We start from the raw sequence: 17,988 nt of genomic DNA, 5'->3' as shown, positions 1-17,988 counted from the left end.
CCGCAGCCCAGAGGGCTGCGGCGGTTGAGCGCTCTGCCGGAGAACCGCGACGTGGGCTTGTGGCCGTGTCGCGGCCCTCGGGTCAGGGCGCCGGGCGGTGCGGTGGTGTCAGCCGCCTATCGCCATGGCGAAGATGTGCATGGTCGCGACGCCCGAGGCCGCCTGCTGGCTGATGTTGGGCAGGTCGACGCGGGAGACCTCCTTGTCCTGCAGCGCCACGCCCGCGAAGTAGATGGTCGCGGCGGTGTTGGCCCGCTGGTTTCCCGGCCGGTTCTGGTAGGCGGCCACGGCGGCGGCGACGCCCTCCGGCCTCGGCGCGCCGTACCAGTCAGGGGAGCTGAGGGTGAAGGTCTGCCTGGTGCCGTCCTTGTAGACGATGGTGGCCGGCCCGGACACCGCGCCGTAGGTTCCGGTCAGCAGGAAACCGAGCGTCTTGCCGGTGCCGGTGACCTTGATGGACTGTCCCGAGGCGATGGCGTTGTCCGGGCTGCCCACCGGGACGTCGGGCCAGGTGAAGTTCACCCCGCCCTTGCTGACCGTGCCGCCCGGGGTGACCCCGGCCTGGGCCAGCGCCTGGGCGGAGATGCTGGCGCCGCCGCCGTCGAAGTTCCCGGGGTCGGTGTTGGTGTCGTCGGTGACGCCGACGTTGCTGAAGCTCTCCGAGAGCGGCGCCTCCCGGCCGTCCCACACCCGGACGGTGGCCTTCGCGGACGCGGCCCAGTCATGGCCGCTCACCGTGGCGACCAGGACCACCGCGCCCGCCGGCTCGCTCGCGCCGGGGGTGAGGGTGAACTCGACGGTGGTCTCCGAGTTCGGCTTCAGCGGCCGCAGCACGATCTGCGCGGGCGTCACCTTCCACCCGTCCGGGGCATCCAGGGTCACGGTGGCCTTGGGCGCCATCGGCATCTCGACCGCCCGGACGGTGACGGCGACCTTCGCCTCCTGGCCCGAGCTCACCTCGGCGGGTGCGGCGAGCTTGATCTTCTGCAGGGTGTACGCGCGGTAGGTGTGCCCGGCCTTTCCGGTGAGCTCGATCAGGTCGGCCCCGGTCTTCTTGACGTGGGCATGGCCGTGGGGGGTGTCGCTCACCTTGTAGCGGCCGGCGAACATCTCGCCGCGCAGCTTGACGACGCCGTCGCGATCGGGCGTGATGGTGAACTCGTCGGCCTGCCCGTCGCTCCACGCGGCGCCCACGGTGTGGCTGCCGCGGCCGCGCAGCCCCTTGACCCGACCGCTCGGCCAGGCCTCCGGCAGCGCCGGCAGCACGTGCAGCTCGCCGGTGTGGCTCTGCAGCAGCATCTCGGCGATGCCCGACGTGGCGCCGAAGTTGCCGTCGATCTGGAAGGGAGGGTGCAGGTCGAACATGTTCGGCGCGAGCCGGGCCGGAGTAACCAGGAAGCGGACCAGGTCGTGGGCCCGCGTGCCCTCTTCCATCCGCGCCCAGTAGTTGATCTTCCAGGCGAGCGACCAGCCGGTGCCGTCGTCGCCGCGCAGCTCCAGCGTCCGCCGGGCGGCCGTGAACAGCTCGGGGGTGCCCCGCTTGGTGATCTGGTTGCTGGGGTGCAGGCCGTACAGGTGGGAGATGTGCCGGTGGTTGCGCTCGGTCTCCACCCAGTCGTACAGCCACTCCTGGATGTTGCCGCGCGAGCCGATCTGCATCGGGGCCAGCCGCTTGCGGGTGGCCGTGATCTGGGCCCGGAAGTCGGCGTCGACGCCGAGGACCTCGCTCGCCTTGGCGCAGCCGTCGAACAGGTCGCGCAGGATCTGCATGTCCATGGTGGGGCCGGCGCACACGCTGGCGTCCGGGTGGTGGCCGAGCTCGGGGGAGTTCGACGGGTTGGTCACCAGCCACCCGAGGGTCGGCTCCTCCACCAGGGTGTCGAGGAAGAACTGGGCGGCGCCCTTCATCGCGGGGTAGTTCTCCCGCAGGAAGCCGAGGTCGCCGGTGAACAGGTAGTGGTCCCAGATCAGGCTGGACAGCCACGCGCCGCCGCTCTGCCACATGCCCCAGAACGGGCCGTCGACGACCGAGGTGGCCCGCCACGCGTCGGTGTTGTGGTGGGTGACCCAGCCGCCGGCGCCGTACTGGGCCTGCGCGGTGCGGGCGCCGGTCACCGCGAGGTCCTTGACCATGCCGAACACCGGCTCGTAGCACTCCGACAGGTTGGTGGTGTCGGCGGGCCAGTAGTTCATCGGCAGGTTGGCGTTGATGGTGTACTTCGAGTCCCACGGCGGGGCCATCTGGTCGTTCCAGATGCCCTGCAGGTTGGCCGGCTGGGTGCCCGGGCGCGAGGAGCTGATCAGCAGGTACCGGCCGAACTGGAACAGCAGCGCGGAGAACTGCGGGTCGTCGGCGGAGGCGTACTGCGCGATGCGCACGTCGGTCGGCTGGTCGGCCGCGGCGGTGCGGCCGAGGTCGAGCTCCGTCCGGCCGAACAGCTTGCGGTAGTCGGCCACGTGCCGGCCGCGCAGCGCGTCGTAGTCCTTGCCCTGGGCCGCGTCGAGGTGCTCGCGCGCGATGCGCTCGTAGTCGCCGCCGACGTCCTTGTAGTCGACGTAGCTGGTGCCGATGGAGATGAGCACCGTCACGCTGTCGGCGGCGGACACCTGCAGCGTGCCGCCGGAGCTGGTCACGCTGCCGCCCTCGGCGACGGCTCTGGCCAGCGCCAGGAACCGGACCGAGCCGCTCTTGCCCTCGAAGTCGCCCGAGATGCCGTCGAGGCCGACCGTCGTGCCGTCCGGGCTTGAGCGCGTCGTCCGCTGCGGGCTGTCGAAGGTCGCGGAGAAGGTGATGGAGCCGGGCTTGTCGGCGGTCAGCCGGATGGCGATGACCTGGTCGGGCGCGCTCGCGAGTACTTCGCGCCGGTACCGCACCCCGTTCTGGACGTAGGTCGTGGACGCGGTGGCGGAGGTGAGGTTGAGCTGGCGGTTGTACTCCGAGACCCCGCCGGTGCCGCCGGGGAAGCTCAGCCTGAGGTTGCCGACGGGCTGGTAGGCCAACTGGCCCGCGGGGCTGCCCAGCATGGTCTGGTTGATCAGGTTCTGGGCCTGCGCCCACTGGTTCTCGAAGACCAGCCGCCGGATCTCCGGCAGCGCCGCCGCGCCCTTCGGGTTGCTCTGGTCGTACGGTCCGCCGGCCCACACGGTGTCCTCGTTGAGCTGCAGGCGCTCCTGGTCCACGTTGCCGAAGACCATGGCGCCGAGGCGTCCGTTGCCGATCGGAAGCGCGCGCAGCCAGTCCGTGCCGGCGGCCTCGTCGTACCACAGCGCCAGGTCGTCAGCGGCGCGTACCTCGGGTGGCGCCACCGAGGCGGCCCGGGCCGCCGCCGTCCATTGCATCGGCAACAGCAGAGCTCCTGCTCCGGCCGCTCCGAACTTCATCAGTTGCCTACGCGTCAGATCTGCCATCTCGCTTCTCCAAGCGCCTGCGGCCTTGCGAGCGGCCGGCGCCGCACGCATGCGGAGACGAGCTCGACGTCGGTGAGGAAGGCGAGCTCAGCGGAACCGGCGGCATCACGAAGCACTCTTCTGGGGAGTGATCACCAAGCTACAAACATTCGATGTATCGGTCAACAGTTGTACTAATTAACGCCAAAACTCCACTGATACGCCGCATGCCAAGCCATAGACATCCAATGTCTGTGCGTGCCACCCGCCGTGGCGACCCGGACATCGGCAGATCATGGGCGCTCGGCCGGCGAGGCCGCCGGAGTGTCGGCGCCGCCATGGCCCCGCACGGTGGCTGGTGGGGGTCAGGATGGTGGGTATGACAACCTTGGACGAGTTCGCCGCGCTGGCGGCGAAGGAGCAGGGCCTGGTCGTCGTCTCGACGCTGCGGGCGGACGGCACGATTCAGGCGTCGCTGGTCAACGCGGGCGCGCTGCCCCACCCGCTCACCGGCGCTCCGGTGCTCGGGTTCGTCACCTACGGGAAGGTCAAGCTGGCCAACCTGCGGGCGCGCCCCCAGGTGACCGTGACGGCGCGGTCAGGCTGGACCTGGGCCACCATCGAGGGCACGGCCGAGCTCATCGGGCCGGACGATCCGGTCGAGGGCATCGACGGCGAGAGGCTGCGACTGCTGCGGCGCGAGGTGTTCACCGCCGCGGGCGGCACCCACGAGGACTGGGAGGAGTACGACCGCGTCATGGCCGAACAACGCCGCACCGTCGTCCTGCTCGCCCCGGCCCGCATCTACAGCAACTGAACGACGGCCGGTCGCCCGCCGTTGACGGCGCGACTGAGTGGGCTGATGGCATCCGGTGCCCGGGTATGTGATGAAGGCTCGCTGTTCTGGTCGTGGTCCTCGCGGCGGCGCGCTTCGCGCATCGACGCGAGGGCGGTGTTCTGTGGGGGTTCCCCCCACACCCCCGGCGAAGGGCCTCCGGCCCCTCGCGCTCCCCGACCCGTTCTGTCCGTGCGGCGCGCGCTGGAACACCACCGTCGGGGGAGCGGGAGACGGTAGCCGCCGCCACTTCTCTGACATCGACGTTGCCCGGGCGGCGGACGTGGTCGCAGGAGAGACGGTGACCAACCGGAGCCATTGCTCAAGACAGTGGCCACTTGCCGTTCCGTCCGGCCGCACAGGACCGGAGCGGGTTGCATAGCCTGGTGTCATAGCGCTCCAGGCGGGAGGCACGGTGATGTCGCCGTTACCGAGTCCGTGGGTCACAGTGACTCCGCGACCGAGTTTCACGATCCCGGGTCCGCATCAGCCTGCAACGTGTCCGGTAGGGGAGATCTGGCATTGGGCTGCGCGGCAGTGCTTGCCGCCCTCACCTCAGCCACGCCTGATACCACCTCCGACGACGCTGCAGCGGTCGGCCGATCTAGTTGGCCCCTTTTCCTTCAAGACGGTGCTGGTCCTGCTCGCCGTCAATGCCTGGTTGTTGATCGTGCTGGTCATCGCCGGCCTCGTCGATGAGACGTCCGCACAGCACTCCATCGTCTGGCGCCGGGTGTTCACCCTGACGCAAGGCTGGCTGATTCCCCTCATCCTGGCCGGGTTGACCTGGCTGACCACGGCTGTCGCGGTCCTCCACTTCGCGCGAGATCGCCACGCCGATGCGGCCGGCTGGCTGCTCCTGGGAATCATGTTGCTGGCGGCGCTACCGATGATCGGCGATCTGGACTTCACCTCGGCGACAGCACGAGTTTGTTGGATCGCGATGACGGTCGCCACATACGGCGTCGGCATGATCGCGGTGGACCAGAAAGGATCTCCCGAGGAGATACATCGCACCCGGGACAGCCACCAAATGGAATCAGTCGACAGGTTGGAGCCGAGGCCCATCCCTGTGCGTGGTCGATGAGGCATGAGCCGCCGACCGGCACTTCGGACCGCACGCCACGCTGACGCCTGGTGTGCAACGCTTACTGATAGTGGCCTTACTGCTGAGGGGCGGGTCTGGCTCGCCGCGCCGGGGCCCGGTCACATGGCGATGAGGTAACCGGCGGCGCCGAGCAGTGCGAGCGGGATGACCAGCGCCAGACTCTCCAGGCGGTGACGTAGCGAACGACCGAGCGCGATGGGCGCCACCAGCGCGATCACGGTCAGGATCAGCGCCGTGGACCAGCCGAAGACGCCCGTTCGCAGGTCTCTGAGCGCCTCGGCGACGAAGACCCCGCTCAGCGCGGCGAGGCCGATGTTCGCCCGCCATCTCCGGCTGCTCCTGAACCAGGCGCCCGCGACGCCGAAGACGACACCCGCCAGTACCCCGAAACCCATCCACATCAGGGCCACCTGGTTGTACAGGGTGGCGCCGTCATCGTGCCGGAAGACGACAGCCGCGGCGTAATAGCTCTCGACGGCGAGGACGAGCATGAGCGCCGCGGCGACGGACACGCGCACCAGACCTTGCATGCCCCAGGCGCCGAGGGCGAAGGCGGCGACCGCCCACACGGCCGGCGAGTTCGCGAGGTTGGCCCACGGATAGGGCAGGACCACCTGGGCGAGCAGGTCGACAGGACCCAGCAGGAGCCCTCCGACCACGGCCACGACCACGAGAACCCACGTCCGGGGCGGGGCGCTTCCTTCCTCGGCATTCGCTCTCGGCAACGGAGGCATCGTCCTGATCTCTGTCGGTGCAGTCGGTGCGGTCGGCGTTGCTCGCAGGCGGCGTGCGCCGGCGCGGCCGTGCCGACTGTACCCGCAACGCTGTGACTAGGACGACGACGGGTCGGCGTTCGTTCAGGGGGCGTTGAGGGCGGCGCGGTAGTCGGGGAGGGCGGGGAGAGCGGCTCGTTTGTCGGAGGGGACGGTGTCGAGGACCAGTCGGGCCGTGTGCAGCATCGGATGGGTGCGGTACGCCGGGTCGAGGCCGGACATCACCTCTGTGGCGAGAGTGAGGGCCTCGTTGTGGCCCCCGCACACGCCGACGCACAGAGCCTCGTGCAGCCGTACGTTAACCGTGCTCTGGTAGCGGGCGGCGCAGGCGAGGACCTGCTCGCGGGCTTGCCCGGCCTTGTCGGCCTGTGCACAGTACGAGTAGACCCACGACGCGGTGAACCAGACGGCGTCGTCCGTCCAACTGAACTCCGCGGCCGACGCGATTCGCCCCGCCAGCTCGAACAAGTCGTGGAGGCGGCTTTCGGCCTCTCGTCGCCTGCCCATCACAGCCAGCGCCTGCGCTTCGGCGGCCACGGCTCGCAGGAGGCCGGGAGTAACCCGGTCTCTCGTCAAGGACTGTGCCGCTCGAGCGAGATTCACGGGAGTCGTGAGCGGGAGCGGCGAGTAGAGCGAGAACACGGCCTCCGTCCCGCGGACCCACACTCGCATATCGAGATCTAGTGAGGCATCCGCCGCGTGTCTGGCGGTGACCAGCCAGCGGTGGCCGGCGCCGTACCGGCCGGTTCGCATGAGCACATTGGCGTACATCGCCGACAGCCATGCGGTGATGCGTTGCAGGTCGGCCCCTTTGCCGGGGGCGCTGCGCGCGAGGCTCCGCTGGACGCCGATGAGATCGATCAGAAGGTCGTCACAGACCGTCGCCGCTGGCCGGTTGAGGATGGCGTGCATGTGACTGGCGCACCTGGCCTCCCAGTCGTCCGCCAGAAGGTCCTCGGGCGTGCCTAGGGCCTGCTCCAGCATTTGGCGGATGTGCTCGCCGTTGGTGAAGATGCCGGATTGGGCGAGAAGGCCCCATCCGGCCAACTGGAACAAATGGCGGCGTTCCATGTCGTCTCCTCCGGCGAGGGCGCAGGGTGCGTTTTCACGGTAACCCGGAATGATGCGCTTTGTCGTTGCGGCGAGTTCTTCCAGGGGGCGGTGGCCCAGGCGTTGCACCAGGGGCCAGAGCGTTTTCAGTTGGCCCCCGGCATGCAGAGCGTCGTCCAGGGACTCCACGCGCGTGCCCGACTCGGGGAGGGTCTCGCCGCGCTCGATCTGGCCGATCATCGATGCCGAGTAGCCGGTGCGGGCCGACACGTGGGCCATGGTGAGCGGCTCGCCGACCCGTGACTCGTACGAATCGCGGAGATCGCGAATAAGCGCGCCGAAATAGTGCGCCATCGACTGATAACGGTCACTGCTCTTCCGGGGGGCGGGCATGCCGTTTCTCCTTTCCAAGGGGCGGCGATCGACAGTGGATCAGCACTGTCGATCAGCTCTTGTCCGGCGCCTGGACGCGTACGAACGTACTGATGACTCTAAATGACGAGTCGATTACAGAACGCCAGTTCGCCGAGTTGTCCACAGGTCGATCAGGAGTACGACATGGCCCTCCTCGATGCGCGCCGCCGTCCCGGCCGCGGCCGCCTTCCGTTCTCTCGACGTCCTTCCACGGGCCGGCACCGCCTGCGACGGCGCGCGACCGTGCCCGAGCCTCCGGCCAGGCACGAGGGAGAGAAGGTGCGGGACGAGAGGCAGAAGGCCAGGGCCGGGCAGCTCGGCCTGCTGGAACCCGGGTGGCTGGTGATCTACGGGGTCTACTCGCGCCGCTTCTCCGCCATCGCCCGCACGGCCGACGTCGCCGAGCCGTTGGTCGAGGCCGCCACCCCCGAAGAGCTCCGCGCCCTCATGCGCGAGTCCGAGACCACGCGGCGCGTGCCCCGGCCTCGCCCGCCGGAGGCGGGGGCGCCGCGCCGCGGGATGAGCGGTCGGGCGGGGAGCCGGGGATGACAGGGACACTGATGTACGGCATGCCGGAGGGGCGGGCCGAGGAGCATCGCCGGGCGCTACGTGAGCTGGCCAAGCACATGGAGTCCCATGGCCTGCGCTGCCGCCACGTCGAGCGCGTCCACCTCCCCATGCGGTGGGGGTTCGACAGGGGCTTCCTTCTGCCGCCCGAGATGGACGTGTACGGGAACGGCCGGCCGGTGGTCACCGTCGGGGTGGTCGACGTACCCGGCGGCGGAGCCTGGTACCTCGTCAAGCGACCCGACGGGCTGCCCGTGCGGGCGTGCGCGGCGGGCGACCCGGCCCGCGCCGCCGAGGACATCGCGGCGGACGCGGCAGGGTGAGCGCACGCCCCTGAGCGCGACTGAAAGGGGCATCACGCCATCGGAGCTCAGAGGGCCGGGTCGCGCCCGCCCTCTTCGTCCTGTGACCTGGAATCCGGTCACGTTCGCCGGTGGACGGCAGGGCGATGTCACCTGGTCATGTCGAGCCCGGCCTTCGGAGGCATCGCCTGGTCGATGACCGCCGGCGCGAGGTACTCGTCCAGCCACAGGGTCTGTGCGACCGTCCCGATCATTTCGTGGCCGTGCTCCTGGATGACGGCGCGGACCTTCGGATCCTGGTAGAGCCGATGACACGACTGGCAATGATGCGCGTACATGCCCTGCCACTGGATCGAGGGATCCTTCTCCGCGGCCCACTGCAGGACGCGGTCGGGTCCGAGAGAGTGGATCCACAGCTTGAGCACGTCGGACTCCGCGGCCTGCACGGCGCGGCCGAGGAAGTCGGGCTCGTCGATGGTGGTGACGTTGAGCTCGTTGATGGCGCGCATGCCCAGCCCGCAGCACGCCGCGACCCTGCCGTCGGACTGCAGGGTGTACGTGCGCAACAGGCTGTCACATCCGGGCCGCTCCGATATGTTGGCCGAATCGGTCGTGAGGCCATCGGGATAGCGCTCCACCTGATGCGGATCGAGCGGCATCCACGGGCTCTCCACCACCTTGACCATGTCCCGCTGCGCATCCGACAGCGCGCGCAGTTCGGGGCGGCCGAGGACGGTGTCCCGCGTCACCGCACGCTCTGCTCTCAGCTCGACCATGACGTGCACGGGCAGCCGGCGCTTCACCGCCTCGACGACCGCGATCGCGACGCGGTCGATCGGTACGAAGCGGATGTGCTCGTCGCCGGTGCTGTAGTTGATCTCGGTGAGGCCGGCGGTCACGAGCTCATCGATGACCCGCGCGGCCTTCTGCGGGCTCCGTGCCCAGTATGCGTTGGTGACCAACCGGGTCGGCAGGTCGAGGCTCGTCGCGTAGGCGATGGCGTCGAGCAGGTCGCGTCGCTGGAGCGTGGCCTCACCGCCGGTGAAGACCACGATCCCGAAGCCCAGCCGGTGGGCCTCCGCTATGGCCGCACGGATGGCCTGCGGGTTCAGCACCGTGCGCTCCGCCGGACTGCTGTAGGTGCCGCAACTGGTGCAGGCCGCCGTGCAACGGAACGTCGGCATGATCGACAGGACTTTGAGTCCGCGGACGAGCGATTGCTCGTCGGGTTGGAGCGGGTTGCCGTCGGACGTCGTGACGCCGTCGGCGTCGGTTACCTGCTCCATGAGGTCACCAGTCCTCTTGGCGGAGATCGGACAGCACTCCGGCCTGCGACAGCTGTTGTGCCCGCGTCGTCAACCGCTCGGCGAGCTGTCGCAGGAGGGTGGAACTGATCACGGATGGGGGACCGAGGCTCTCCCCTATGCCGTTGAAATTCTGGGAACTCTTGGCCTCCATGGGACCCGACACCGGGGTGATGAGGATGGTTCCCGCCGCATTGTTGATCAACGCCTGGTTCGAGAGCGGTCCGAAACCACCGCCCGGAACGGGTTGGCCCACGGTGGCGGACTCGACCATCGCGGTGATCAGGTTCGGATCCCCGAAGCTTCGGATGGCCGCCGATATGTCGTTGGCGGCCTGATACGGAGGCACTCTCGTGCCCATGTGCTGCGCCGCATAGGAACGCAGCCACTCCCGGAAGGCGGAATTGCTCAGGATGGAGAACAGCAGCCGGTTCGCGGCCGTGGTCGCATCGGCCGGCAAGGTGTACCGCATGCCGTACTGGGCCAGCACGCCGGCCGGATCTTGAATGAACTGCACCTGCATCGAGTTGTTCGTCATCATGGTCGTGTACAACGACCTCAGGTTGGAATAGACCTCGGTCGCGGAGATCTGCAACGGCGAGCCGGGGCAGTCGGTTACGGCCGCCGCACCCGCCGCGGCCGGCGCGGACGCGGCCGAAACGCCGCCGATCGCGGCGAGGGCCCCACCGCCCATGGCGATCGCCTTGCGGCGGGAGACGTGTTCGGGGAGCCGGGTGCTGTCGGATTCGTCGCGAGCCACTGAATTCCCTCTTTTATGCACGCAAGCGGATGATCATTCAGATCGGTTCGGGTCCACCGCGCCGCGGGGAGTGCCGGCGCTCCTGTCAGAAGATTCGGGTGCGGAGATCGGACAGGGTTCCGGCACTCGACAGTTGCTGCGCCCGGGTCGTCAACTGCTCGGCGAGCGTCCGCAGGAGAGTGGAACTGATCACGGACGGGCTGCCGAGGCTCTCTCCTGTGCCGTCGAAGTTGGAGGAACTGTGGATGGTCTGGTTGCTGGTCGACGGACTCGACACCGGGGTGACGACCGTGGTTCCGGAGGCGTTGGTGACCAGCAACTGGTTGGCGAGCGGCCCGAAACCAGCACCCGGAATGGGTTGACCCACGGTCGCGGACTCGACCATCGCGCTGATCAGGTTCGGATCTCCGAAGTCCCGGATGGCCACCGTGAGATCTTGAGCGGCCTGCCTGGGATCCACCCTCGTGCCGATGTGCTGCGCCGCGTAGGAGCGCAGCCACTCCCGGAAGGCGGGGTTGCTCAGGATGGAGAACAGCAGCCGGTTCGCGGCGCTGGCCGCCTCGTAGGTCAGCGACGAGGCCATGCCATATTGGACCAGGACGCTGGACGGATTCTGAATGAACCGCGCCTGTAGCTGGCTGTCCCCGAGCATGGTGGTGTAGAGCGACCTCAGCCGGGAACTGACCTCGCTCGGAGAAATCTGCAACGGCGGTCCGGGGCATTCGGATGGGCCACCCGGACCTCCCGCGGCCGCAGCGGTGGCATTCGACCCGCCGTTGGCGGTGACGTGGGAAGGTGCGGCCCCGAACGCGGCCAGAACTCCACCGCCTATGGAATTCACCATGTCACGACGGGACATCTTCGCGGGGGCCTCGGCGCCGGAAATTTCGTTGCGATCCACTGAGCGTGATCCTTTCACATAATGGATAAGGTGATCACTCAGGGTTGGGATTCCAACTTGATGGTGCACCGCTGTCAGGCGCCTGTCAATGTGTGCATTTCTGGTGAATAAAGCATCGTCGAATTCATTTCGGCTAGGCCGTCATCACCACATCGGCTGTGGCTTCGCGATATCCGCGAGGTCTCCTGGCCCCTTTATCACAAGCAGCGGTCACCGGGTGGGTCCCGTCGGTACGGGGCGCGCGGGGTGCGAGGGGCGATGGTGAGGGCGGGGGCCGGATAATCGGGAAGGTGGATCACAAGGGGAGTCCGGAGTCGGCGCAGACGCTGGAGCGGGGGCTGCGGCTGTTGCGGCTGCTCGCCGACGGCCATCGCGCCCGTACTCCCACCGAGCTCGCCCAGGAGCTCGGGTTGAGCCGTCCGATCGTCTACCGGCTGCTCACCACGCTGCAGAACGAGGGCTTCGCCCGCCGGGACGCCGAAGGGCGCGCCCATCTCGGCTTCGGCGTCCTCGCGCTGGCCCGCGCCGTCCAGCCCCTGCTCAGAGCGGCGGCCCTCCCGGCGCTGCGCCGGCTCGCCGAGGACGCCGGGGCCACCGCCCACCTGACCGTGGCCGAGGGCGACGAGGGGCTGGCCATCGCCGTGGTCGAGCCCACCTGGACCGACATGCATGTGGCCTACCGCGAGGGCGCCCGCCATCCTCTGTCCCGCGGCGCCGCGGGACTGGCGATCGTGGCCCTGCGCGAGGGCCGTACCGACTACAGCGTCACCGAAGGGCAGCTCCAGGAGGGCGCCCGCGGGGTCGCCGCTCCGTTGCCGAGGTTGCCGTGGCTGGAGGCGTCGGTGGGCATCGTGACCTTCGGCGCCCTGGACACCGCCACCCTCGGCCCGCGCGTCGTCGCCGCGGCCGTCGAGCTGAGCGAAGCCCTCACCTGAGCTCACCTGAGCGAGGTTCAGGGAGCGGCGTGGCGGTCGAGGCCGAGGGTGGCGATGAGGTCTTCGTGGAGTTCGAACCAGACGCGGTGGCAGGAGTCGACGTCGGTGTGGTCGACCCAGGCGCCGTCCCCGGCTCGCGCCCGCTCCAGAGCCGCGGTGAACCGTTCGTCGTAGCCCTGGAAGCGGACTAGGACGCGTGAGAGCCGGTACGCCAGTGGCGTGAGCGCGCGCCCGATGTCGCCGAGCTCCCGCAGGACCCTGGCGTCCCAGGCGTGGTCGGAGTGGTCGTTGGCGGCGAGCCGGTCGCCGGCGGTGGGCCGGAGCTGCCAGTCGGTGCAGGCCTGGAGCAGCAGGGCGTTCAGCGGGAGGAACGCGCGGTAGACCTCACGGACCTCCTCGGCGCCGCCGGCATGTGCCAGCTCGGCCGCGAGCCGGCGCTCGTTCTCGGCCTTGCCCCGCTCGGTCAGCGACCACCCCGCGGTGCCGGCGAAGGCGGTGTGCTGGACCCATCCGTACGCCTCGGCGTCGCGCAGCGTCTCTTCGGTCTCGGCCGGGTCGAGCCCGTACCGGCGAGCGATCACCGGGGTGTCGGCGAACCCGGTGACGCGTACGGAGTGCAGGACCAGCAGGTCAGGTGCGGAATCCCGCGTCATGAGCCGGCCTCCCGCCGCGTCGTCAGCCGGGTGTAACGCTGCTGGCATGCCTGCGGGGAGTTGAACCCCATCGCCTGCGCCATCTGCGCCCAGGTCAGCCCCGCGCTGCGGGCCGTGAACAGCAGGCCGGCCTCGAGCGCGTCGACCTCGGCGCGCGCGGCGGGCATGAGGGTGAGCGCGCCCAGGAGGTCCTCCGGGGTCAGGTCGGCCCAGCGCCAGACGGCGAAGTTCACCAGGTCCACCGCGGACGGCGGGACGGGTGGGGGGCGCCACGGGCGGGCCTCGATCGCATCGGCGCCCAGCGTCAGGAGACGCTCACGCGCGTCGCGCTCGTGCTGGGCCTGGGCGTGGTCGGCGCGCTCGGTGTGAGCGATTTCCTGCTTGCGTGACATGCGGATCATGATGCAGAATCAACAAAAAGTTGTCAACAAAACGTTGAAGGGTGGACGGGTGATCGTACCCCTCGGGGAGGCCGTCGCGGACACTTGCGGGGGCAAGGCCGGCGCGCTCGGCGCGCTGCTCCGTGCGGGTCTGCCGGTGCCGGACGGCTTCGTCCTCCCGTACGCGGCCCGCGGCCTGGACGGGCGGGCGATCGAGGCACGTCCGGTCCACGCCACCGTCATCGACGCGGTGGGGCGCGCACTCGGCGAGCTCGGCGATCCGCCCGTGGCGGTGAGATCATCGGCGGCGGGCGAGGACACCGGCCAGGCGTCGGCGGCCGGGCAGCACGAGAGCTTTCTCGCCGTGCGCGGAACCGCCGACGTCACCGAGGCCGTACGCGCCTGCTGGGCCTCGCTGTTCTCTCCGCGTGCCATCGACTACCGCGACGCCTCCGGCCGGCCGGCCGGCGATCTCGCGATGGCGGTCATCGTCCAACGCCACCTGGACGCCGAGGTGTCCGGAGTCATGTTCACGCCCGCGCACGCGGACGACCCGACCCTGATCGAGGCGTCCTTCGGCCTCGGCCCCAGCGTCGTCGGGGGCCAGGTCGCCCCGGACGCCTACCGCGTCGCCGGTGACGGTTCCGTCATGCGCACCATCGGGGGCAAACGGACCCGCCTCGATCGGCACGGCGCGCGGCTCGTGGTCTCCGAGGTGCCCATCCGCGCCCGTGAGCGGCCGGCGATCGACGACGCGACCGCCGAGCGGCTGGCCGGGCTGGGACGGCGGATCTCCGCCGTACTGGGTGGGCCGCAGGACATCGAGTGGGCGATCGCCGACGGCCGCCTCTGGGTCCTGCAGGCGCGGCCGGTCACCGCCGCACCCCCGCCACCGGCGCCGCCCCCCGTCGCCCTGGACGCCGAGGGCACCGAGGACACCGAGGACATCGACGACGTCCACGACCCCGAGAACCCCGAGAACCCCGAGGATGCCAAGGACGGCGCGCACACCCTGCACACCGTGCTCAGGGGGACCCCGGGCAGCCACGGGAGCGTGACCGGCGCCGCGAGGATCGTCCGAGGGCCCGGCGACTTCGCGCGCGTGCGCGCGGGCGACATCCTCGTCTGCCCGTTCACCGACCCCGCGTGGACGCCGTTGCTGCGCGTCGTCGCGGGCGTCGTCACCGAGACCGGGGGCGTGCTCTCCCACGCCGCGATCGTCGCTCGCGAGCAGGCCATCCCGGCTGTCCTAGGCGTCCCGGACGCGATGAGCAGGCTGCGCGACGACACCGTCCTCACCGTCGACGGCACCGCCGGAACCGTCACCGCCGCCGGCTGACGAGCGGTGCGCCGCCGGCGGGCCGGAGGTGGCGCGGCGTCGCGCCCGTACCATCGCCGGGCCCGCACCCACGATCGGAAGGAGAGGGGAGACGGGCCCGTACAGGGCGCCCCGTATCCTCACCGCTCATGACGACGCGACACCTCTACCTGGTACGCCACGGCGCGGCCGACGCGGCCGGGGAGCTGACCGACATCGGGCGCCGGCAGGCGGGCCTGCTGGGCGAGCGGCTCGCCGGCGTGCCGGTCGACGCCGTGTGGCACTCCCCGCTGCCGCGCGCGGTGGCGAGCGCGCACGAACTCGCCCGGCACCTGCCGGACGTGCCCGTGGCCGAGGCCGCCGAACTCGTCGACCACGTGCCCTACGTTCCCACCGCGGCTGAACTGCCCCCGTCCCAGGCCGGCTTCTTCGACGGCTACGACGACACCGAGGTGGCTTTGGGCCGCAGGCTCGCCGACGCGCTGGTCGCCCGATTCGCCAAGGCCCCCGCCTCGCAAGGGACCGGGACCGGGGCCGACACGCACGAGGTCCTGGTGACGCACGCCTTCCAGATCGCCTGGCTGGTGCGGCACGCGCTGGACGCGCCGCCGTCCCGGTGGCTCGGCCTGAACAGCGGCAACACCGCGCTGACGGTCATCGACTACCGCGACGGCCTGCCGCCGGCGATCGTGATGTTCAACGACATGAGCCACCTCCCGGCCGATCTGCGCTGGACCGGGTTCTCAGAACGCGTGAGGCCGTGAGGCGGCTCTCGCCCTCCGTGGGCGTTCCGGACGGGCGCGGTGGTGGAACGGTGAGTGAAGCAGGTCGTACGGGTGCGTGAATTCCGGGTTCGAACCAGCGTGTCGCGAGGCGGAGCCGGGCGGCCGGCCCGGCCCGTCAGGCGGCGGTGCGTTCGCTGATGGGGCGGCGGCGGAGGTTCGGATTTTGGAGGGGTGGGGGCACGTAAGCCTGGTCGAGCGTGCCGACGTCGGTGCCGGGCGGGACGATCTCGTCGATCCGGTCGAGAATGTCGTCGGTGAGGGTGACGTCGGCGCCGGCGAGCAGGTCGTCGAGATGGCTCATCGTACGTGGCCCGACAATCGCGCTGGTCACGCCAGGGTGGGCGATCGCGAACGCCGTCGCGAGGTGGGTCAGCGGCAAGCCCGCCTCCTCGGCGAGCGAAACGAATCGCTCGACGACGTCGAGGCGACGCTCGTCGTTGAGGTGTCTCACGAGGCCCGCGCGGCGAAGTTCGTTCTGCCGGCCCTTGCGCACGCGCCCGGTGAGCAGTCCCTGCCCGAGCGGGCCCCACACCAGCGTGCCCATCCCGTAGCGTTGGGTGATCGGCAGCACTTCGCGTTCGATGCCGCGGTTGAGCAGCGAGTAGGGCGGTTGCTCTGTGTGGAGCCGCTCCAGGCCGCGCCGCTCGGCGCCCCACTGGGCTTCGATGATGTCGGACGCGGGCATGGCGGACGACCCGATCGCACGCACTTTGCCGCTGCGGATGAGGTCGGTGAGCGCGGAGAGAGTTTCCTCGATGTCGGTGGTGGGGTCCGGCCGATGGACTTGATAGAGGTCGAGGTGGTCGGTCCGCAGGCGGCGCAGCGAGTTCTCGACCGCGGTCGTGATCCAGCGCCGCGAGGCGCCTTGCTGGTTGGGGTCCTCACCCATCGGGCGGCTCACCTTGGTCGCCAGGACGACGTTGTCACGCCGCCCTTGGAGCGCTTTGCCGACGACCTCTTCCGAGTCGCCGTAGACGTCGGCGGTGTCGATGAAGTTGATCCCCGCGTCCAGCGCTTTGTGGATGATTCGCACCGAGTCGTCGGGGTCGGGGTTGCCGATGGACGTGGCGAGCATCAGTGCGCCGAGCGCGTAGGGGCTGACCTTGATACCGGTCCGGCCGAGCGTGCGGTATCGCATGCGATCTCCGCCTTTCTTCGTGGGTGATGCGGGGTCGTTCGTCCGACCGGCACATCCAGGGATGCCGGATCCGGATGTGGCGTGTCATGGAGGGGCGTGTCATGGAGGGAGGTGCCGCGTGCGGCGTGCGGGACCTCGGCTGTGCTCGTCTCGTCGCACCCGCGGGGCGCCGCCGGTCCGCCGGGGCGGTTCTCATCGTGCGGCAGGTGCGGGCGCCGGCGGGAGAGACGTCCTTATCCTGGGAGCGGCCGTCCCTGGCTGCGGCGGGCGTTCCGAGGCATGGTGGAGGTGTGGACAGACCCGAGCTGGCCGACTTCCTGCGCCACTGCCGCACCCGCCTGACCCCCGCCGCCGTGGGCCTGCCGCATGGCGCCCGGCGCCGTACTCCGGGGTTGCGCCGTGAGGAGGTGGCGCAGCTGGCGGGCATGTCCACCGACCACTACACGCGGCTGGAGCAGGGCAGGGGCTCGCGCCCGTCCCGCCAGATGCTCGCCGCCGTCGCCCGCGCGCTGCGGCTGGCCCGCGACGAGCGGGACCACCTCTTCCATCTGGCCGGCGAGGAGCCCCCGCGGGACCGGCCGACCACCGAGCACGTCCGCCCCGGCCTGCTCCTGGTCCTCGATCGGCTGACCGACACTCCCGCCCAGGTGGTGAACGACCGCGGTGACATCCTCGCGCAGAACGCGATGGCCAAGGCGCTCCACGGCGATGCGTCCGCCCGCCCCGAGGCGGAGCGCAACATCGTCTGGCGCTACTTCACCGACCCGTCCGCGCGCGAGCTGTTCCCGGCGGAGGACCACGGCCGCGCCGCCCGCGTGGCGGTGGCGGATCTGCGCGCCACACTCGCCCGCCGCCCGGATGACGCGCGGCTGGCGGGGCTCGTCCGGGGGCTCCGCGCCAGGAGCGAGGAGTTCGCGGCGCTGTGGGACGCCCATGACGTCGCCGTGCGCCGTTCCGACGTCAAGCGCTTCCTGCACGCCGTCGTCGGCCCACTGGAGCTGGATTGCGAGGTACTGCTGAGCCCGGAGCACGACCAGCGGCTCGTGGTCTACACCGCGCGTCCGGGCAGCGAGTCTCATGAGCGGCTCGAACTGCTGCGCGTGGTCGGCCTGCAGGACCTGACCCGCGGCTGAGCCGGTGCGCCGGGTCCGTCCGCCTGGGGCGGGCGCTCGGGCGCTGCCGGAACTGCGGGTGACGCAGGGGATACGGGTCGGTGGAATCCGGCCGGGGGGGCGCAAGGGACTGCGCGGGTCCTGCGAGTTGGGAGGGGGGTCGGCGCGCCGGGCGGGGTTCCTGTGTTGACACGATCCCTTCGTTCCTCTGGTCGAGTAGAGATGTGCCCGATACAGTCGTTTCGATCGTTTTGCACGATCATCGG

At 70.2% G+C, this 17,988-nt stretch carries 17 protein-coding genes; 8 read left to right on the top strand and 9 right to left on the bottom strand.

Annotated features, from left to right (window positions below; genetic code table 11):
• Window positions 1-108: 108 nt before the first annotated feature.
• Window positions 109-3,408, bottom strand: coding sequence for a glycosyl hydrolase family 95 catalytic domain-containing protein (locus ACWEN6_RS21070; RefSeq protein ID WP_452572030.1), 3,300 nt, complete (start codon window positions 3,406-3,408; stop codon window positions 109-111).
• 358 nt (window positions 3,409-3,766) lie between these two features.
• Between ACWEN6_RS21070 and ACWEN6_RS21065 the strand changes: the two genes are divergently transcribed.
• Window positions 3,767-4,204 carry a TIGR03618 family F420-dependent PPOX class oxidoreductase gene (locus ACWEN6_RS21065; RefSeq protein ID WP_452572028.1) on the top strand — a complete coding sequence of 146 codons (438 nt, stop codon included), beginning with the start codon at window positions 3,767-3,769 and terminating at the stop codon, window positions 4,202-4,204.
• A 649-nt stretch (window positions 4,205-4,853) separates the two neighbouring features.
• Entirely contained in the window at window positions 4,854-5,309 is a 456-nt protein-coding gene (locus tag ACWEN6_RS21060) for a hypothetical protein (RefSeq protein WP_452572026.1), read from the top strand.
• Between the two features lie 119 nt (window positions 5,310-5,428).
• On the opposite strand, the gene ACWEN6_RS21055 is transcribed toward ACWEN6_RS21060, so the two are convergent.
• Complete coding sequence (locus ACWEN6_RS21055; protein ID WP_452572024.1) at window positions 5,429-6,055, bottom strand: DUF6518 family protein; 627 nt, start codon at window positions 6,053-6,055, stop codon at window positions 5,429-5,431.
• Between the two features lie 132 nt (window positions 6,056-6,187).
• Window positions 6,188-7,546 (bottom strand): helix-turn-helix domain-containing protein, encoded by a 1,359-nt coding sequence (locus ACWEN6_RS21050; RefSeq protein WP_452572022.1) that lies wholly within the window; start codon window positions 7,544-7,546, stop codon window positions 6,188-6,190.
• A 300-nt stretch (window positions 7,547-7,846) separates the two neighbouring features.
• Here ACWEN6_RS21050 and ACWEN6_RS21045 point away from each other — a divergent pair, with 300 nt between their 5' ends.
• Together ACWEN6_RS21045 and ACWEN6_RS21040 are read left to right on the top strand one after the other, a co-directional pair.
• Window positions 7,847-8,116 carry a hypothetical protein gene (locus ACWEN6_RS21045; protein ID WP_452572020.1) on the top strand — a complete coding sequence of 90 codons (270 nt, stop codon included), beginning with the start codon at window positions 7,847-7,849 and terminating at the stop codon, window positions 8,114-8,116.
• A complete protein-coding gene (locus ACWEN6_RS21040) occupies window positions 8,113-8,457 on the top strand; it encodes a hypothetical protein (RefSeq protein WP_452572018.1) in 345 nt (114 codons plus the stop codon). Before ACWEN6_RS21045 ends, ACWEN6_RS21040 begins: the two co-directional genes overlap by 4 nt.
• A gap of 128 nt (window positions 8,458-8,585) precedes the next feature.
• On the opposite strand, the gene ACWEN6_RS21035 is transcribed toward ACWEN6_RS21040, so the two are convergent.
• From ACWEN6_RS21035 to ACWEN6_RS21025, 3 genes are all read right to left on the bottom strand, one after another.
• Window positions 8,586-9,722: a radical SAM protein gene (locus ACWEN6_RS21035; protein ID WP_452572016.1), complete on the bottom strand. Its 1,137-nt coding sequence runs from the start codon at window positions 9,720-9,722 to the stop codon at window positions 8,586-8,588.
• A gap of 4 nt (window positions 9,723-9,726) precedes the next feature.
• The gene (locus tag ACWEN6_RS21030) at window positions 9,727-10,500 is read right to left on the bottom strand and encodes a hypothetical protein (protein ID WP_452572014.1); all 774 of its coding nucleotides are present in this window, start codon (window positions 10,498-10,500) and stop codon (window positions 9,727-9,729) included.
• A gap of 85 nt (window positions 10,501-10,585) precedes the next feature.
• Window positions 10,586-11,401 (bottom strand): hypothetical protein, encoded by an 816-nt coding sequence (locus tag ACWEN6_RS21025; protein WP_452572012.1) that lies wholly within the window; start codon window positions 11,399-11,401, stop codon window positions 10,586-10,588.
• Window positions 11,402-11,691: 290 nt separating this feature from the next.
• On the opposite strand from ACWEN6_RS21025, the gene ACWEN6_RS21020 reads away from it, so the two are divergent.
• On the top strand, window positions 11,692-12,336 hold the full coding sequence (locus ACWEN6_RS21020; protein WP_452572010.1) for a helix-turn-helix domain-containing protein: 645 nt from the start codon (window positions 11,692-11,694) through the stop codon (window positions 12,334-12,336).
• A 17-nt stretch (window positions 12,337-12,353) separates the two neighbouring features.
• On the opposite strand, the gene ACWEN6_RS21015 is transcribed toward ACWEN6_RS21020, so the two are convergent.
• A complete protein-coding gene (locus ACWEN6_RS21015) occupies window positions 12,354-12,989 on the bottom strand; it encodes a transcriptional regulator (RefSeq protein WP_452572008.1) in 636 nt (211 codons plus the stop codon).
• Complete coding sequence (locus ACWEN6_RS21010) at window positions 12,986-13,381, bottom strand: DNA-binding protein (RefSeq protein ID WP_452572006.1); 396 nt, start codon at window positions 13,379-13,381, stop codon at window positions 12,986-12,988. The genes ACWEN6_RS21015 and ACWEN6_RS21010 overlap by 4 nt, the downstream gene beginning before the upstream one ends.
• 58 nt (window positions 13,382-13,439) lie before the next feature.
• Between ACWEN6_RS21010 and ACWEN6_RS21005 the strand changes: the two genes are divergently transcribed.
• Both ACWEN6_RS21005 and ACWEN6_RS21000 read left to right on the top strand, forming a co-directional pair.
• Entirely contained in the window at window positions 13,440-14,708 is a 1,269-nt protein-coding gene (locus ACWEN6_RS21005) for a PEP/pyruvate-binding domain-containing protein (RefSeq protein ID WP_452572004.1), read from the top strand.
• A 128-nt stretch (window positions 14,709-14,836) separates the two neighbouring features.
• On the top strand, window positions 14,837-15,451 hold the full coding sequence (locus ACWEN6_RS21000) for a histidine phosphatase family protein (protein ID WP_452572002.1): 615 nt from the start codon (window positions 14,837-14,839) through the stop codon (window positions 15,449-15,451).
• A gap of 136 nt (window positions 15,452-15,587) precedes the next feature.
• Here the strand turns inward: ACWEN6_RS21000 and ACWEN6_RS20995 are convergent, their stop codons facing one another.
• Window positions 15,588-16,610, bottom strand: coding sequence for an aldo/keto reductase (locus ACWEN6_RS20995; RefSeq protein WP_452572000.1), 1,023 nt, complete (start codon window positions 16,608-16,610; stop codon window positions 15,588-15,590).
• A gap of 290 nt (window positions 16,611-16,900) precedes the next feature.
• Between ACWEN6_RS20995 and ACWEN6_RS20990 the strand changes: the two genes are divergently transcribed.
• Window positions 16,901-17,743, top strand: coding sequence for a helix-turn-helix transcriptional regulator (locus tag ACWEN6_RS20990; protein ID WP_452571998.1), 843 nt, complete (start codon window positions 16,901-16,903; stop codon window positions 17,741-17,743).
• The last annotated feature ends 245 nt before the right edge of the window (window positions 17,744-17,988 follow it).

The sequence above is a fragment of the Sphaerisporangium sp. NPDC004334 genome, from assembly GCF_053602655.1.
Note: the sequence above shows the minus strand (reverse complement) of the source record. Positions and strands in the feature narration are given on the sequence as shown.

Excerpts from the sequence above, each read along its gene's own strand:
- ACWEN6_RS21050 (WP_452572022.1), bottom strand. The coding sequence starts at position 7,546 with ATGCCCGCCCCCCGGAAGAGCAGTGACCGTTATCAGTCGATGGCGCAC.
- ACWEN6_RS21010 (WP_452572006.1), bottom strand. The coding sequence starts at position 13,381 with ATGTCACGCAAGCAGGAAATCGCTCACACCGAGCGCGCCGACCACGCC.
- ACWEN6_RS20995 (WP_452572000.1), bottom strand. The coding sequence starts at position 16,610 with ATGCGATACCGCACGCTCGGCCGGACCGGTATCAAGGTCAGCCCCTAC.
- ACWEN6_RS21000 (WP_452572002.1), top strand. The coding sequence starts at position 14,837 with ATGACGACGCGACACCTCTACCTGGTACGCCACGGCGCGGCCGACGCG.
- ACWEN6_RS21040 (WP_452572018.1), top strand. The coding sequence starts at position 8,113 with ATGACAGGGACACTGATGTACGGCATGCCGGAGGGGCGGGCCGAGGAG.
- ACWEN6_RS21035 (WP_452572016.1), bottom strand. The coding sequence starts at position 9,722 with ATGGAGCAGGTAACCGACGCCGACGGCGTCACGACGTCCGACGGCAAC.
- ACWEN6_RS21070 (WP_452572030.1), bottom strand. The coding sequence starts at position 3,408 with ATGGCAGATCTGACGCGTAGGCAACTGATGAAGTTCGGAGCGGCCGGA.
- ACWEN6_RS21065 (WP_452572028.1), top strand. The coding sequence starts at position 3,767 with ATGACAACCTTGGACGAGTTCGCCGCGCTGGCGGCGAAGGAGCAGGGC.
- ACWEN6_RS21015 (WP_452572008.1), bottom strand. The coding sequence starts at position 12,989 with ATGACGCGGGATTCCGCACCTGACCTGCTGGTCCTGCACTCCGTACGC.